The organism is Variovorax sp. YR566, from assembly GCF_051992195.1.
Taxonomy (GTDB): domain Bacteria; phylum Pseudomonadota; class Gammaproteobacteria; order Burkholderiales; family Burkholderiaceae_C; genus Variovorax.
In genome coordinates this window covers 4,990,551-5,005,358 of the sequence record NZ_CP197092.1, presented here as the reverse complement: position 1 = coordinate 5,005,358, position 14,808 = coordinate 4,990,551, and the positions used below count along the sequence as shown (strand labels likewise).

Below are 14,808 nucleotides of genomic sequence, written 5' to 3'. Positions count from 1 at the left end.
GGCTCCTTGCTTACTTCACGACCATGAACATGCTGGGTAGCCAGGTCGAGAACGCGGGAACGAATGTGACTACTCCCAGCGCAAAGATCAATGCCCCGTAGAACGGCCAGATGGTCTTCATCACCGTGCCCACAGACACCCCGCCGATCGCGCAGCCGACGAACTGCGTCGTGCCCACCGGCGGCGTGTTCAGGCCCAGCGCGCAGTTGATCAGCATCACGATGCCGAACTGCACCGAGGTCATGCCGTAGTGCTGGGCGATGGGCAGGAAGATCGGCGTGCACAGCAGGATGGTGGCCGCCATGTCCAGGAAAGTGCCGAGCACGAACAGGATGATGTTGATCAGCAGGAAGATCACCCACGGCGTGCTGGTTACCTGCGACAGCATCTCGCCCGTGAGCTCGGCCACGCCGTACAGGCTGATGAGGTAGCCGAAGGTGCTGGAGATGCCGATCAGCAGCAGGATCACGCCCGTGGTGCGCACCGCCTTCGAGGCCGCCTTGATGAAGTGTTCCCACTTCAGCGTGCGGTACACGAAGATCGTGAGGCCCAGCGCATACAGCACGGCCACCGCCGCAGACTCGGTTGCCGTGAACACGCCCGACAGGATGCCGCCGAGGATCAGCACCACGATGAACAGGCCAGGCAGCGCCGCCGCGAACGAGCGCGCCACGATGGACCAGCCCGGGAAGCTGCCGGCCGGATAGCCGCGCTTCACCGCCACCAGGTAGGCGGCCGCGAGATTGCTGATGGTGAGCACGGCCGCCGGCAGCAGCGCCGCCAGGATCAGCGCCGCGATCGACACCTTGCCGCCTGCTGCCAGTGAATAGATGATCAGGTTGTGGCTGGTCGGCATCAGCGCGCCGACCAGTGCCGCATGGGTCGTCACGTTGACTGCGTAGTCGGCGTGATAGCCCTCCTTCTTCATCATGGGGATCATCACGGCGCCCATGGCCGAGACGTCGGCCACGGGCGAGCCCGAGACGCCGCCGAACAGCGTGCAGGCCACCACGTTCGACATGCCGAGGCCGCCGCGCACGTGGCCCACGAGGTCGCGAGCCAGGTTGACGATGCGGTCCGCGATGCCGCCGTAGAGCATCAGCTCGCCGGCGAAGATGAAGAACGGAATGGCCAGGAACGAGAAGATGCCCATGCCGGAGGTCATCTGCTGGAAGCCGACCGCCAGCGGCAGGCCTTCATAGAGCAGCGTGGCCAGGGCCGACAGGCCGATGGAAAAAGCGACCGGCACGCCCAGCAGCAGGAAGAGCGTGAACGAGATGCAGAGAATGAGCAGAGGAATGGTCATGGTGGCTCAGGCCCAGGCAGGTTCGACTTCGCGGCCTTGGGCGAGCGCGATGATGTGTTCGATGGAGAACATCACGATGAGGACGCCCGACACGGCGGCGGGCACGTACTTCCAGCCCTCGGAGATCCAGAGCGTGGGCAATCTGTAGTCCCACACCGATTCGGCGAGCGAGGCGCAGTTCCAGGCCATGGCAATGCCGAACAGCAGGATCAGTGCGTGGATGAGGTATTCCATCTTCAGCCGCAGCCAGTCGGGCGCGAGCACGAGGAAGGATTCGAGTCCGATGTGGCCCGCGTCGCGCACGCCCACGGCCACGCCGAGCATCGTGACGTAGAGCACCAGCAGCAGCGCGAGGCTTTCGGCCCAGGTGGGGGTGTTGTTGAGCACGTAGCGGCCGAACACCTGCCAGCTCACGGCGCAGATCACCGCGACGAGGCCGAAGATGCCCAACCACATGCAGGCACGTGCGAGGGTGCGGCAAAGTTTGGTGTACATAGATTTTCTTTGCCCTTCCCCCGAGGGGGAAGGAGGAGAGCGGGTCGAGTCGACGAGGGCGGGCTTACTTCGTGTCCTGCACGCGCTTGACGAGGTCTTTCAGCTTCGCGTCAGTGATGAACTTGTCGTACACCGGCTTCATTGCTGCCTGGAACGGAGCCTTGTCGACTTCGATGATCTCGGCGCCGCCGGCCTTCACCGTGGCCAGCGACTTCACTTCACGCTCTTCCCACTGCTTGCGCATGTAGGGCACCGATTCCTTGGCGGCCTGGCGGATCCAGCCCTGCTCTTCGGTCGAGAGCTTGTCCCACACGCGCTTGGAGAACAGCAGCATCTCGGGCGCCATGGAGTGCTCGGTCTTGCTGTAGTACTTGGCCACTTCGAAGGCGCGCGCGCTTTCATACGTGGGGTAGTTGTTCTCGGCGGCGTCGATCAGGCCGGTCTTCAGGCCCGTGTAGACCTCGCCCATCGGCATTGGCGTGGCGTTGGCGCCCATGGCTTCGAGCATCGACACCCACAGGTCGGACTGCTGCACGCGGACCTTCAGGCCCTTCATGTCGGCGAAGGTGCGCACCGGCTTCTTGGCCGTGAACATCGAGCGAGCACCGCTGTCGTAGTAGGCCAGGCCGATGAAGCCCTGCTTCTCGCACGACTTCAGGATCTCTTCGCCGATCGGGCCGTCGAGCACCTTGTGCAGATGGTCGACCGAACGGAACAGGAAGGGCATGGTCGGCACCTGCGTCTCGGCGCAGATGTTGTTCATGGGCGCGATGTTCACGCGCACCATCTGCAGCGCGCCGATCTTGGTCTGCTCGATCGTGTCTTTCTCGCTGCCGAGCGAACTGTTGTTGAACACCTTGATGCTGTGCTTGCCGCCCGACAGCGCCTTCAGGCGCTCGCTCATGAACTTCACCGCGGTCACGGTGGGGTAGTCGTCGGGGTGGATGTCGGCCGAACGGAACTCGGTGGCGTGTGCAGCCAGTGTGGTCAGCGCGGCTGCGGCGCACGCGGAAAGTGCGATCAGGGTCTTGGTGAATTTCATTTGTCTCATCCTCTGCTTGGTGGTTGTCGAAAAAGGTTCTTCAGGTGCCGAAGGCCGGTTCGGGAACACCCGCGATGCCGGTGCCGGGCCGCAGCGCGAACACGCCGCCGGCCAGCGGCTGGTCCGACAGGTCGATGCTGCCGGGGCGGATCGAGGTGACGAACAGGGTGTCGAGGGCCGGGCCGCCGAAGGCGCACATCGCGGGCTTCTTCACCGGCACTTCGAGCGAGCGGTCGAGCCGGCCGTCGGGCGTGAAGCGATGCACCAGGCCGGCGTCGTTGCCGCAGATCCAATAGCAGCCGTCGGTATCCATGGCGGCGCCGTCGGGGCGGCCGGGCAGGGGCCTCATGTCGATGAAGAGGCGGCGGTTGCTTGGCGTGCCGGTTTCCGTGTCGTAGTCGAAGACCCAGACGGCTTGCACCGTGGGGTGCGAATCCGAGAGATACATCGTGCGGCCGTCAGGGCTGAAGGCCAGGCCGTTGGGCACGATGAAGTCGTCCAGGCGCAGAGTTGCCTTGTCGTCGTTCTTGCCGTAGCTGTAGAGGCGGCCGACGCGCGCGCCCGCCGCCATGTCCAGCAGCATCGTGCCGGCCCAGAAGCGGCCCTGGCGGTCGCAGCGGCCATCGTTGAAGCGCATGGCTGGGTCCGCGTGCTCGACCGGGGCGAGCGAGGTGGCGGCCAGCGTGCCGTCGGCCTGCGGCTTCAGCGAGAACAGGCCGCTTTCCATGCCGGCGATCCATTCGCCGGGCGCGTCGGCGCGCGGCGCGATGCAGGCGATCATTTCGTTCGCCGTCCACTGCGCGTGGCCTTCGCTCGCGTGCCAGCGGTTCAGCGTGCGCGCGGGAATATCGACCCAGTAGAGCGCCTGTTCGGCCGCGTGCCACACCGGACTCTCGCCGGTGCCGTTGCGTGCGTCGAGAACGAGCTCAGCTTGCATTGCCGAAGGGGCCCTGTGCGGTGAAGGCGCCACCCTGGTAGATCGCATTCGGATCGGTCGGCGGGACGGGCGGCTGTGCCTCGACCTTGTCGCGGAACACCTCCGAGCTGTCCTGCGGCACGAAGCCCAGGTGCGCGGCCGCACTGTTGTCCCACCACACGTCGCGGTTGTTCGACATGCCGTAGACCACGGTGTGCTTCACTTCAGGCGTGAACAGCGACTTCTCGATCAGCGAGGTCAGGTCGCGGTAGCTGAGCCAGGTGCTCATCATCCGGCGGTTGGCGGGCTCGGGGAACGACGAGCCGATGCGGATGCTCACGGTCTCGATGCCCCAGCGGTCGAAGTAGAACTGCGCCATGTCCTCGCCGAAGGACTTCGACAGGCCGTAGTAGCCGTCGGGCCGGCGCACGGCATGCGCGTCGATGTGCTCGCTCTGCTTGTAGAAGCCGATCACGTGGTTGGAGCTGGCGAACACCACGCGCTTCACGCCGTGGCGGCGCGCGGCCTCGTACACGTTGAAGATGCCCTTGATGTTGGCTTCGAGGATTTCCTCGAAAGGCCGCTCGACCGAGACGCCGCCCAGGTGGACGATGGCGTCGCAGCCCTCGAGCAGCGCATGCACCGCGGCCTTGTCGGAAAGATCGCAGGGCACGACTTCCTCGTGCGCATCGGCGGCCGGGGCCAGTGACGCGATATCCGACAGGCGCAGCACGTTCGCATAGGGCTTGAGCCGCTCGCGCAGCACCTTGCCCAGGCCGCCGGCCGCGCCGGTCAGGAGGAGGCGGTTCATCTTGTTGTCGTTCATCGTTGCCTGTCCATACACGGAAGAGTCATGGTTTCCGAGGGCCCGCCGTCACGGTGCTTTTCTGAAAGCGGCCGGTACGATGCCGACGGAGCAAGGTCGAAAGGGCGCTGCATGTCGGTGCCGTGGAGACCGGAAAGCCGCTGGCGGAATGGCCGGCGGCGCTGGGAGTTGAGTGATGAGTTATCTGTTGTCGTACAACTAGTTTGAGGATTATCATCGTGGCCATGGTTCAGACGACTACGGGTAATCCCTTGATATCGGAAGCGGAGGCGCCGGCGGAAACGGCGTCTGCTGCTTTCGTGGGCCGTCCGCGCCAGCGCGCACGCGGCCTGGCGCATGGGCTGGTGGAAGACCTGGGCGAGAAGATCCGCAACCAGTCGCTGCGGCCCGGCGACAAGCTGCCGACCGAGTCGGCCATCATGCAGGCCTATGGCGTGAGCCGCACCGTGGTGCGCGAGGCGCTGTCGAAGCTGCAGGCCGGCGGGTTGGTCGAGACGCTGCACGGCGTGGGCACCTTCGTGCTGCAGCCGCGGGCTGGCGGGGTGTTCCGCCTCGATCCCGGCGAGATCGCCGCCTCGGTCGACGTACTGGCCGTGCTGGAGCTGCGCATCAGCCTGGAGACCGAATCGGCTGGCCTCGCCGCCACCCGCCGCACCGACGAGCAACTGGTCGCCATGCGCCAGGCGCTCGACGACTTCGAGCACAACGTGGCAGTGGCAGGGGACACGGTGGCGCCCGACTTCCGCTTTCACCTGCAGATCGCGCAGTCGACCGGCAACCCGTATTTCGCCGACATCATGCGGCACCTGGGCACCACGCTCATTCCGCGCACGCGCATCAGCGCCATCCGAACGCACGAGGGCGGTGGCGCGCCTTACCTGAGCCGCGTCAATCGCGAGCACGAAGAGATCTACGCGGCCATCGCGCGCCGCGATCCCGAGTCGGCGCGCGCTGCCATGCGCATCCACCTGACCAACAGCCGCGAGCGGCTGCGCATGGCGCAGGAAGCCGCGCAGCAGAAGGCGAAAGCCGATGCGGCTGCCGGCACGGGTGCGGCCGCACCGTCGCCTGACGACGCTCCCTCCCGCTGAGTTTTTCTTGTCTTGCCCGCTGGACAAGTTGTTTTTCTAGTTGTACGATGACTGATAACTCGCACGGCCAGCCGTGCGCAGCCATGACGACCATCGAACAACAGGAGGCAGCATGTCCATCAACCGACGCGGCGCACTTGGCGCCGCACTGGCCACGACGCTGGCCGCCAGCCTGCCCCTGCGCGCCATTGCGCAGGGCACGCAGGGCGGCACCGGCAACTGGCCCTCGAAGCCAATCAGGATCATCGTTCCGTACCCGCCGGGCGGCTCGTCCGACATCATTGCGCGGGCCATCAGCCAGCCGCTGTCGGAGGCGCTGGGCCAGTCGGTAATCATCGACAACCGCGCGGGCGCCAACGGCAACCTCGGCGCCGACCTGCTGGCCAAGGCGCCGGCCGACGGCTACACGCTGATGCTGTGCGACCTCGGCGCGCTGGCCATCAGCCCGTCGCTGTACCCCAAGCTGCCTTTCGATCCGTCGAAGGACCTGCGCAGCGTGTCCATGCTGGCCTACTCGCCGCACCTGCTGGTGGTGCACCCCTCGGTGCAGGCCAGCACGCTGAAGGAACTGGTCGAGCTCTCGAAGAAAAGCGATCTCAACTTTGCCGTTACCGCCAGCGGCAGCACCGCGCATCTCGCGGGCATCGAACTGCAGCGCAAGGTCGGCGCCAAGTGGGAATACGTGCCCTACAAGGGCGGCGTGCAGGCAGTGCTCGACACCGTGTCGGGCCAGACGCAGGTGCTCATGAACGGCATGCTCGCGACCTACCCGCAGGTGCAGGCCGGCAAGCTCAAGCTGATTGCCGTGTCCAAGGCCACGCGCATGCCGCTGATCGGCAGCGTGCCCACCATCGCGGAGCAGGGCGCGCCCGGCTACGAGTCGGGCACGTGGCAGGGCGTGGTCGCGGCGCGCGGCGTACCTGACGCGGTGATCGCCCGGCTCAACAAGGAACTGGTTCGCATCATCCGCACGCCCGACATCCGGGCTCGCCTCGCGGGGCAGGGCGCCGAGGTCGTGACCATGACCGCGCCCGAGCAAGACCAGTTCTTCGCCAAGGAGCGCGCGCGCTGGGCGCAAGTCATCAAAGAGGCCAACGTCAGGCTCGACTGACTGCCTGCTTCACCCCTTTTTCTTTTTTCAAATCTTCACTGGACGATTCCCGATGAACCCGCAAGAACTCAAGACCATCATGGGCTCCGGCCTGCTCTCGTTTCCGCTGACCGACTTCGACAGCAACGGCGACTTCAACCCGGCGGGCTATGCCAAGCGCCTCGAATGGCTCGCCCCTTACGGCGCGAGCGCGCTGTTCGCGGCCGGCGGCACGGGCGAGTTCTTCTCGCTCACCGGCGAGGAGTACCCCGGCATCATCAAGACCGCAGTGGACACCTGCCGCGGCGTGGTGCCGATCATTGCCGGCGCCGGTGGTCCCACGCGCTTTGCCATCCAGTGTGCGCAGGCTGCAGAGAAGGCCGGCGCGCACGGCATCCTGCTGCTGCCGCACTACCTCACCGAAGCCGGCCAGGAAGGCCTGGCCGCGCACGTCGAAGCCGTGTGCAAGAGCGTGAAGTTCGGCGTGATCGTCTACAACCGCGCCACCAGCCGCCTGAAGCCCGACACGCTGGCCGGCCTGGCCGAGCGCAACCCCAACCTCGTCGGCTTCAAGGACGGCGTGGGCGACATCGAAGCCATGGTCGCCATCTACCAGAAGATGGGCGACCGCTTTGCCTACCTGGGCGGCCTGCCCACGGCGGAGGTGTATGCCGCCGCATACAAGGCAATGGGCACGCCGGTGTATTCGTCGGCCGTCTTCAACTTCATTCCGAAGACCGCCATGGATTTCTACAAGGCCGTTGCCGCCGACGACCTGCCCACGCAGCACCACCTGCTGAAGAACTTCTTCATGCCCTACCTCGAGCTGCGCAACCGCGTGCCGGGCTATGCCGTGAGCATCGTCAAGGCCGGCGCAAAGATCGTCGGCCACGACGCAGGCCCCGTGCGCGCACCGCTCACCGACCTGAAGCCCGCGGAGATGGAACAGCTCAAGGCGCTGATCGACGCGCTCGGCCCGCAGTAAGCCTGCAGCGTCGAACACCACAAACAACAACGGAGACAAGACGCCATGTTCCTCAAGAAGTTTTTCCTGATCGCCGCTTCGGCAGCCCTGTTCTCGGCCTGCTCGATGATGCCCGCGGGCAGTGCGGCACCGGCCGCACCCGAGGTGGCTGCCGCCGCCGAACGCCTGCGCATCGCGATGATCGACCCAACCCCCGCCGCACTCGGCGCGCTGGTGTCCGACGACCTGAGCTACGGCCACTCGGGCGGCAAGGTCGACACCAAGGCCAGCTTCATCAGCGACCTGCTCGACGGCAAGTCGGACTTCGTGTCCATCGCCATCACCGAGCAGACCGTCAAGGTGGTCGATGCCAACACCGCCATCGTGCGCCACACGCTCACGGCCGACACCAACGACTCGGGCAAGCCCGGCAAGGTGGCGCTGAAGATCCTCGGCGTCTGGCAGAAGCAGGGCGGAAGCTGGAAGCTGCTCGCCCGCCAGGCCGTGAGGATCTAGTCCGCATGAAGAAGAGACTCCTTCTTGCCGCGGCCCTCGCAGCTGCCTCGACCGCGCTGCTGCCCCTGCATGCCTCGGCGCAAGCCGATGCATGGCCGCAGCAGAAGCCGGTGACCATCATCGTTCCGTTTCCGGCCGGCGGCTCCACCGACATGGTGGCGCGCGCACTCGCACTGCAGATGCAGACCAAGCTCGGCGGCAGCTTCGTCGTCGACAACCGGCCCGGCGCCACAGGCACCATCGGCACCGGCTTCGTCAAGCGCGCGGCGCCTGATGGCTACACGCTGCTGGTGTCCTCGCTCGGCGCCTTCGTCGTCACGCCGCACCTGCAAAAGAGCGTGCCCTACGACGCGACCAAGGACTTCGACTACATCAGCGTGCCCGTGCAGGCGCCCAACGTGCTCGTCGCCAACGTCGCGCGGCCCGAGCACACGGTGGCCGACGTGCTGGCGCTGCTGCGCAAGACGCCGGGCAAGGTCTCGTTCGCGAGCTCGGGCAATGGCTCGTCCGACCATCTCTCGGCGGAACTCTTCTGGCAGCAGACCAAGACCGAAGGCGTGCACGTGCCCTACAAGGGCGGCGCGCCGGCGGTCAACGACCTGCTGGGCAACCAGGTCGACTTCTCGTTCCAGAACGTGAATGCCGTGCTGCCGCACATCCGCGCGGGCAAGCTGCGCGCCATTGCCGTTACCGGCGACAAGCGCTCGCCCGTGCTGCCCGACGTGCCCACGCTGGCCGAAGCCGGCGTGAAGGGCGCGGAGGTCTATTCGTGGCAGGGCATGGCCGCACCCAAGGGACTGCCGCCCGCCGTCAAGAAAAAGCTGAGCGACGCCGCGATTGCCGCCATGCAAGACCCCGAGACGAAGAAGCGCATGCTCGACCAGGGCCTGGAGATCGTCGCCAGCACACCTGAAGAATTCACCGCCTTCCAGTTGCGCGAATGGGCGCGATGGAAGACATTGATCGACACCCGCCACATCACCGCAGACTGAGGCACCGAGCCCGAAGATGACAAGTCCTGAATCCGTTGTTTCCAAAGTCGTGTCGGGCGCACCCGTCGTCACCGGCATGCGCGTGGTTCCCGTCGCGGGCCACGACAGCATGCTGATGAACCTCAGCGGCGCGCACGGCCCGTTCTTCACGCGCAACCTGCTGATCCTGACCGACAGCGCCGGCCACACCGGCGTGGGCGAAGTGCCCGGCGGCGAGAAGATCCGCCAGACGCTCGAAGACGCGCGCGACCTCATCGTCGGCCAGCCCATCGGCCGCCACAACGCGGTGCTCAACAGCCTGCGCAGCGCCTTTGCCGGCCGCGACAGCGGCGGCCGCGGCCAGCAGACCTTCGACCTGCGCGTGACCATCCATGCGGTGACGGCCGTCGAGGCCGCGCTACTCGACCTGCTCGGCCAGTTCCTCGAAGTGCCCGTGGCGGCCCTGCTCGGCGAAGGCCAGCAGCGCGACGCGGTGCAGATGCTCGGCTACCTTTTCTACGTGGGCGACCGCAAGAAGACCGATCTGTCGTACGAGACCGACCCCAACGCCGACAACGACTGGTTCCGCCTGCGCCACGAAGAAGCGATGACGCCCGAGGCCATCGTGCGCCTGGCCGAGGCCACGCATGCGCGCTACGGCTTTACCGACTTCAAGCTCAAGGGCGGCGTGCTGCGCGGCGAGGAAGAGGTCGAGGCGATCCGCGCGCTGCACGAGCGCTTTCCGAAGGCGCGCGTCACGCTCGATCCGAACGGCGGCTGGCTGCTGCAGGACGCGATCCGGCTGTGCCGCGACCTGCACGGCGTGATGGCCTATGCAGAAGACCCGTGCGGCGCCGAAGGCGTGTTCTCCGGCCGCGAGGTGATGGCCGAGTTCCGCCGCGCCACAGGCCTGCCCACCGCCACCAACATGGTCGCCACCGACTGGCGCGAGATGGTGCATAGCCTCTCGCTGCAGTCGGTCGACATTCCACTGGCTGATCCGCATTTCTGGACCATGCAGGGCTCGGTGCGCGTGGCGCAGTTGTGCCAGGCCTGGGGCCTGACCTGGGGCTCGCATTCGAACAACCACTTCGACGTGTCGCTGGCGATGTTCACGCACGTGGCGGCGGCTGCGCCGGGCAAGGTCACGGCCATCGATACGCACTGGATCTGGCAGGATGGCCAGCGCCTGACGAAAGCGCCATTGCAAATCGAAGGCGGCTTCGTGAAGGTGCCGACGCGTGGTGGCCTGGGCATCGAACTCGACATGGACGAAGTCGAGAAGGCGCACCAGCTGTACCTGAAACATGGCCTCGGCGCGCGCAATGACGCACAGGCGATGCAATATCTCATTCCCAACTGGACTTTCGACAACAAGCGCCCGTGCATGGTGCGCTGAAGGAAACGACGCAATGCAGAACTTCGACAACCTCATCGCCGGCGAATGGCGTGCCGGCGCAAGCTACAGCCCCAACGTCAACCCGAGCAACCTGTCCGACGTGCTCGGCCAGTACACGCAGGGCGATGCTGCCCATGTCGACGCCGCAGTGGCAGCCGCCACCGCAGCGTTCCCGGCCTGGGCCACGGGCAGCGTGCAGGCGCGCTCCGACGCGCTCGACAAGATCGGCAACGAGATCCTTGCGCGCAAGGAAGAGCTGGGCACGCTGCTGGCGCGCGAAGAAGGCAAGACCAAGGCCGAAGGCATTGGCGAGGCCACGCGCGCGGGTCAGATCTTCAAGTTCTTCGCAGGCGAATGCCTGCGCCTGTCGGGCGAGTTGCTGCCTTCGGTGCGCCCCAACATCGGTGTGGAAATCACGCGCGAGCCGGTTGGCGTGGTCGGCCTCATCACGCCGTGGAACTTCCCTATTGCCATTCCCGCGTGGAAGATCGCGCCTGCACTGGCCTTCGGCAACTGCGTGGTGCTCAAGCCTGCCGACCTCGTGCCGGGCAGCGCCTGGGCTCTCTCCGAAATCATCAGCCGCTCGGGTATTCCGGCCGGCGTGTTCAACCTCGTGATGGGGCGCGGCAGCGTGATCGGCGAGGCGCTGGTCAACCACCCGGGCATTCATGCGATCAGCTTCACCGGCTCGGTGGGCGTGGGCCGCAACATCGCGATCCAGTGCGTCACCAAGCACAAGAAGGTGCAGCTCGAAATGGGCGGCAAGAACCCGCAGGTGATTCTTGACGACGCCGACCTCGCGCAGGCCGTGGAGCTGAGCGTGCAGAGCGCGTTCTACTCCACCGGCCAGCGCTGCACGGCGTCGAGCCGTCTCATCGTCACCGAAGGCATCTATCCGAAGTTCATCGCCGCCATGAAGGAACGCATGGCGAAGATCAAGGTGGGCGACGCGCTCGCGCAGGGCACCGATGTGGGCCCGGTCTCGTCGAAGTCGCAGCTCGAGCAAGACCTGAACTACATCGAGATCGGCCAGAGCGAAGGTGCCACGCTGGCCGCCGGCGGCGAACGCCTGAAGCTGGAGACCGACGGCTACTACATGTCGCCGGCCCTCTTCAGCGAATCGGCCGCGGCCATGCGCATCAACAAGGAAGAAATCTTCGGCCCGGTGGCGAGCGTGATCCGCGTGAAGAACTACGAAGAGGCGCTGGCCACGGCGAACGACACCGAGTTCGGCCTGTCGGCCGGCATTGCCACCACCTCGCTGAAGTACGCCACGCACTTCAAGCGCCACAGCCAGGCCGGCATGGTGATGGTCAACCTGCCGACGGCCGGCGTGGACTATCACGTGCCGTTCGGCGGTCGCAAGGGCAGCAGCTATGGTCCGCGTGAGCAGGGCCGCTATGCGCAGGAGTTCTTCACGACTGTGAAGACGGCCTACACGCTGGCCTGATCGATCTTCAGGCGGGCGGCAGCGAAGACGGCGGCGCGCGACGGCGCCGCCGCATCAGGTACTCCACGAGCTCGAAGATCCCTTCGCTCAGCAGCGCCAATGCGGCTGCCGGCAGTGCGCCCGCCACGAGCAGCTCGCGGTCGTTGAGCGCCAGCCCCGTCACGATGCGCTCGCCGAAGCCGCCCGCACCGATGAAGGCCGCGATGGTCGCCGTGCCGATGGCAATCGCAGTGGCGGTGCGCACGCCCGCCAGCAGCGTTGGCAGCGCCAGCGGCAGCAGCACCAGCTGAAGGCTCTGCGGCGGTGTCATGCCGAGCGCGGTGCCGGCCAGCCGCAGGCCGTTGGGCACTTCGGCCAGGCCCGTCACCGTGTTGCGCATGATCGGTAACAGCGAGTAGAGCGTGAGCGCAATCAGCGCGGGCAGCGCGCCGATGGCGCCCAGCATCGAGATCAGCACGGCCAGCAACGCGAGTGACGGCACGGTCTGCAGCAGGCTCGCAAAGCCCAGCACCACAGCGCGCAACCGCACATGCGGGAACACCAGGATCGCGATCGGCACGCCGATCAGGATGGCGATGCCGACCGACAGCGCCACCAGCACCAGGTGCTGCCGCGCAAGCTTCCACAGGTCGGGCCCGAACAGCTTGGCCATGAAGCCGCGGCGCGCTTCCTGCGGCTGCGCCTTCGCATCCTTGCCCGTATTCGCCAGGAAGTCGCGCGCGATCACGTCGAAGGGCACGCTCTGCAGCTCGGCGCGCGCGTTCATCGCGATCATCGCGTGCTCGTCGACCTTGCCTTCGAGCGTCTGCAGCGCGGCCCAGGCCTTGGGTAGCCGCGTGGGCAGGTCGAGCTTGTAGAGCACCACGGCGTCGTAGCGCGGAAAGTATTTCTTGTCGTCTTCCAGCACGCGCAGGCCGAGGTGGTCGATCTTGGCGTCGGTGGTGTAGATGTCGATCACGTCGATCTGCTTGGCGGCCACGGCGTCGTAGGCCAGTCCGTGGTCGAGACCGGTGGGCACCTGCGTGAAGCCGTAGCGGTCGGCCAGGCCCTTCCATCCGTCGGCGCGGCCGATGAATTCGTTCGACAGGCCGAGCTTGAGTTCGGGGTGCTTCGCCAGGTCGCTCAGCGTGCGCAGGCCCAGCCGCTCTGCATCGGGCGCGCGCACCGCGAGTGCGTAGCCGTCGTTGAAGCCCAGCGGAATCGCCACGCCCAGGCCCATCGGCGCGAGTGCCGCGTTCATGGCCTCGCGCGTGTTGGCCGGCGAGCCCTTGAGGATTTCGAGCGCGATGGTGCCGGTGTATTCGGCGTACATGTCGATGGCGCCCGAGCGCAGCGCCTCGTAGACGATGGCCGTGTTGCCCAGCCCCTGCCGCACGACGGGGGGCGATGCAGTGTGCGGCGCCGCCGTCTGCGCCAGCAGCTCGGCCAGGATGTACGACTCGGTGAAGCGCTTGGAGCCGACGCGCAGCGTCTCGTCCGCGGCCCGAGCGGCGCCGGACGCGGCAAGCCAGGCAAGGGCGAACAACAGGGCGGCGCGCCAGAGGCTGCGGGGCAGATGCATCCGGGCCAGTGTATAGACAACGCTCCGTTCGGCGTACCCGTCAATCTCCTACACGCCGTGGTGCGCGGTGCCGATGCGGCGGGCCGCCGATCGGCCCCACAGTCGGTGGCCATGAAGACCCAACCCAGGAAAGACAAGCTCCCCGGCCCCGACGTCCACGGCCTGCGCGAACTGCCGGGTGTGCAGGTAGACGGCTACAGCCTGCAGCTGCGCGACAAGGACGGTTTCGTAGGCGACCAGGCCAGCCAGACGGCCTTCCGCGAACTGCTCGAACGCTGGCGCAAGCGCCACCGCAGGAAGGGAAAAGACCCGCTGGGCCTCTCGCATTCGCGCGACCTGAGCAAGAGAGAGCTCGACCAGGCGCTGCAGGAAAAGAAGGCGTCCGAAGCCACCGACGTGATGCATGCAGCCATCGAGGAGTTCGCGCAGGAGCTGGCCTTCGTGATCCAGCGCTTCATGCGCCAGCCCTCGTGGCAGAAGGTGCAGCGCATCGTGATCGGCGGCGGCTTTCCCGAGAGCGACGCGGGCGAGCGCGCCATCCTGCAGGCCGGCGCCATCCTCGAAGAGATGGGCCTGCACGTGCAGATCGGCCGCCTCTCGCACGACGTGGACGACGGCGGCCTGATCGGCTGGGCGCACCTCGTGCCGCCCCACATGCTGAAGGGGCACGACGCGATTCTCGCGGTGGACATCGGCGGCACCAACGTGCGCTGCGGCATCGTGAAAACGCGCCACCGCAAGGCGCCCGATTTCTCGCTCGCGAAGGTGGTGCGGCGCGAGAAGTGGCGCCATGCGGACGAGGACCCCAACCGCGGCGGCATGGTCGATCACATCGCCGGCATGCTCGAGGACATGGTGCTTTACAGCGAGCGCAAGAAGATCCGGCTGGCGCCCTTCATTGGCATCGGCTGCCCGGGCCTGATCCGGCAGGACGGCTCGATTGCGCGCGGTGCGCAGAATCTGCCGGGCGACTGGGAAGGCCACGCCTTCCACTTGCCGAGCCAGCTGTGGCGCCGCATGCCGATGATGGGCTCCGGCCCGACGCTGGTGTTGATGCACAACGACGCGGTAGTGCAGGGCCTGAGCGAGCTTCCCTTCATGCGCGACGTGCGGCACTGGGGCGTGCTGACCATCGGCACGGGGCTGGGCAACGCGAGCTTCACCAACCGGCCCTGAGGCCG

Annotated in this window: 14 protein-coding genes; 8 read left to right on the top strand and 6 right to left on the bottom strand. The window is 66.6% G+C overall.

Features of this window, described 5'->3' with window-relative positions; translation table 11 throughout:
• Positions 1-10: 10 nt before the first annotated feature.
• The 5 genes from ACTG4X_RS23500 to ACTG4X_RS23480 all read right to left on the bottom strand — a co-directional run bounded on the left by ACTG4X_RS23500 (position 11) and on the right by ACTG4X_RS23480 (position 4,585).
• Positions 11-1,306 (bottom strand): TRAP transporter large permease, encoded by a 1,296-nt coding sequence (locus ACTG4X_RS23500; protein WP_093051379.1) that lies wholly within the window; start codon positions 1,304-1,306, stop codon positions 11-13.
• A 6-nt stretch (positions 1,307-1,312) separates the two neighbouring features.
• The gene (locus tag ACTG4X_RS23495) at positions 1,313-1,801 is read right to left on the bottom strand and encodes a TRAP transporter small permease (RefSeq protein WP_093051376.1); all 489 of its coding nucleotides are present in this window, start codon (positions 1,799-1,801) and stop codon (positions 1,313-1,315) included.
• 64 nt (positions 1,802-1,865) lie between these two features.
• Entirely contained in the window at positions 1,866-2,843 is a 978-nt protein-coding gene (locus ACTG4X_RS23490; protein ID WP_093051373.1) for a TRAP transporter substrate-binding protein, read from the bottom strand.
• Positions 2,844-2,883: 40 nt separating this feature from the next.
• Entirely contained in the window at positions 2,884-3,780 is an 897-nt protein-coding gene (locus ACTG4X_RS23485) for an SMP-30/gluconolactonase/LRE family protein (RefSeq protein ID WP_440532014.1), read from the bottom strand.
• Entirely contained in the window at positions 3,770-4,585 is an 816-nt protein-coding gene (locus tag ACTG4X_RS23480) for an NAD-dependent epimerase/dehydratase family protein (RefSeq protein WP_440532013.1), read from the bottom strand. Before ACTG4X_RS23480 ends, ACTG4X_RS23485 begins: the two co-directional genes overlap by 11 nt.
• A 224-nt stretch (positions 4,586-4,809) precedes the next feature.
• Between ACTG4X_RS23480 and ACTG4X_RS23475 the strand changes: the two genes are divergently transcribed.
• From ACTG4X_RS23475 to ACTG4X_RS23445, 7 genes are all read left to right on the top strand, one after another.
• Positions 4,810-5,676: a FadR/GntR family transcriptional regulator gene (locus ACTG4X_RS23475; protein ID WP_440532012.1), complete on the top strand. Its 867-nt coding sequence runs from the start codon at positions 4,810-4,812 to the stop codon at positions 5,674-5,676.
• A 112-nt stretch (positions 5,677-5,788) separates the two neighbouring features.
• Positions 5,789-6,787, top strand: a complete 999-nt coding sequence (locus ACTG4X_RS23470) for a Bug family tripartite tricarboxylate transporter substrate binding protein (protein WP_093051361.1) — start codon at positions 5,789-5,791, stop codon at positions 6,785-6,787.
• 52 nt (positions 6,788-6,839) lie between these two features.
• On the top strand, positions 6,840-7,751 hold the full coding sequence (kdgD, locus tag ACTG4X_RS23465) for a 5-dehydro-4-deoxyglucarate dehydratase (RefSeq protein ID WP_093051358.1): 912 nt from the start codon (positions 6,840-6,842) through the stop codon (positions 7,749-7,751).
• A gap of 45 nt (positions 7,752-7,796) precedes the next feature.
• Entirely contained in the window at positions 7,797-8,246 is a 450-nt protein-coding gene (locus ACTG4X_RS23460) for a nuclear transport factor 2 family protein (RefSeq protein ID WP_440532011.1), read from the top strand.
• A 5-nt stretch (positions 8,247-8,251) separates the two neighbouring features.
• Positions 8,252-9,238: a Bug family tripartite tricarboxylate transporter substrate binding protein gene (locus ACTG4X_RS23455; RefSeq protein WP_093051351.1), complete on the top strand. Its 987-nt coding sequence runs from the start codon at positions 8,252-8,254 to the stop codon at positions 9,236-9,238.
• 16 nt (positions 9,239-9,254) lie between these two features.
• Positions 9,255-10,616, top strand: coding sequence for a glucarate dehydratase (gene gudD / locus ACTG4X_RS23450; protein ID WP_440532010.1), 1,362 nt, complete (start codon positions 9,255-9,257; stop codon positions 10,614-10,616).
• A 13-nt stretch (positions 10,617-10,629) separates the two neighbouring features.
• Complete coding sequence (locus ACTG4X_RS23445; protein WP_093077759.1) at positions 10,630-12,066, top strand: aldehyde dehydrogenase family protein; 1,437 nt, start codon at positions 10,630-10,632, stop codon at positions 12,064-12,066.
• A gap of 7 nt (positions 12,067-12,073) precedes the next feature.
• Here ACTG4X_RS23445 and ACTG4X_RS23440 read toward each other — a convergent pair whose 3' ends face one another.
• Positions 12,074-13,627, bottom strand: coding sequence for an ABC transporter permease/substrate-binding protein (locus ACTG4X_RS23440; RefSeq protein ID WP_093051342.1), 1,554 nt, complete (start codon positions 13,625-13,627; stop codon positions 12,074-12,076).
• A 111-nt stretch (positions 13,628-13,738) separates the two neighbouring features.
• Between ACTG4X_RS23440 and ACTG4X_RS23435 the strand changes: the two genes are divergently transcribed.
• Positions 13,739-14,803: an ROK family protein gene (locus ACTG4X_RS23435; RefSeq protein ID WP_440532009.1), complete on the top strand. Its 1,065-nt coding sequence runs from the start codon at positions 13,739-13,741 to the stop codon at positions 14,801-14,803.
• Positions 14,804-14,808 lie beyond the last annotated feature (5 nt).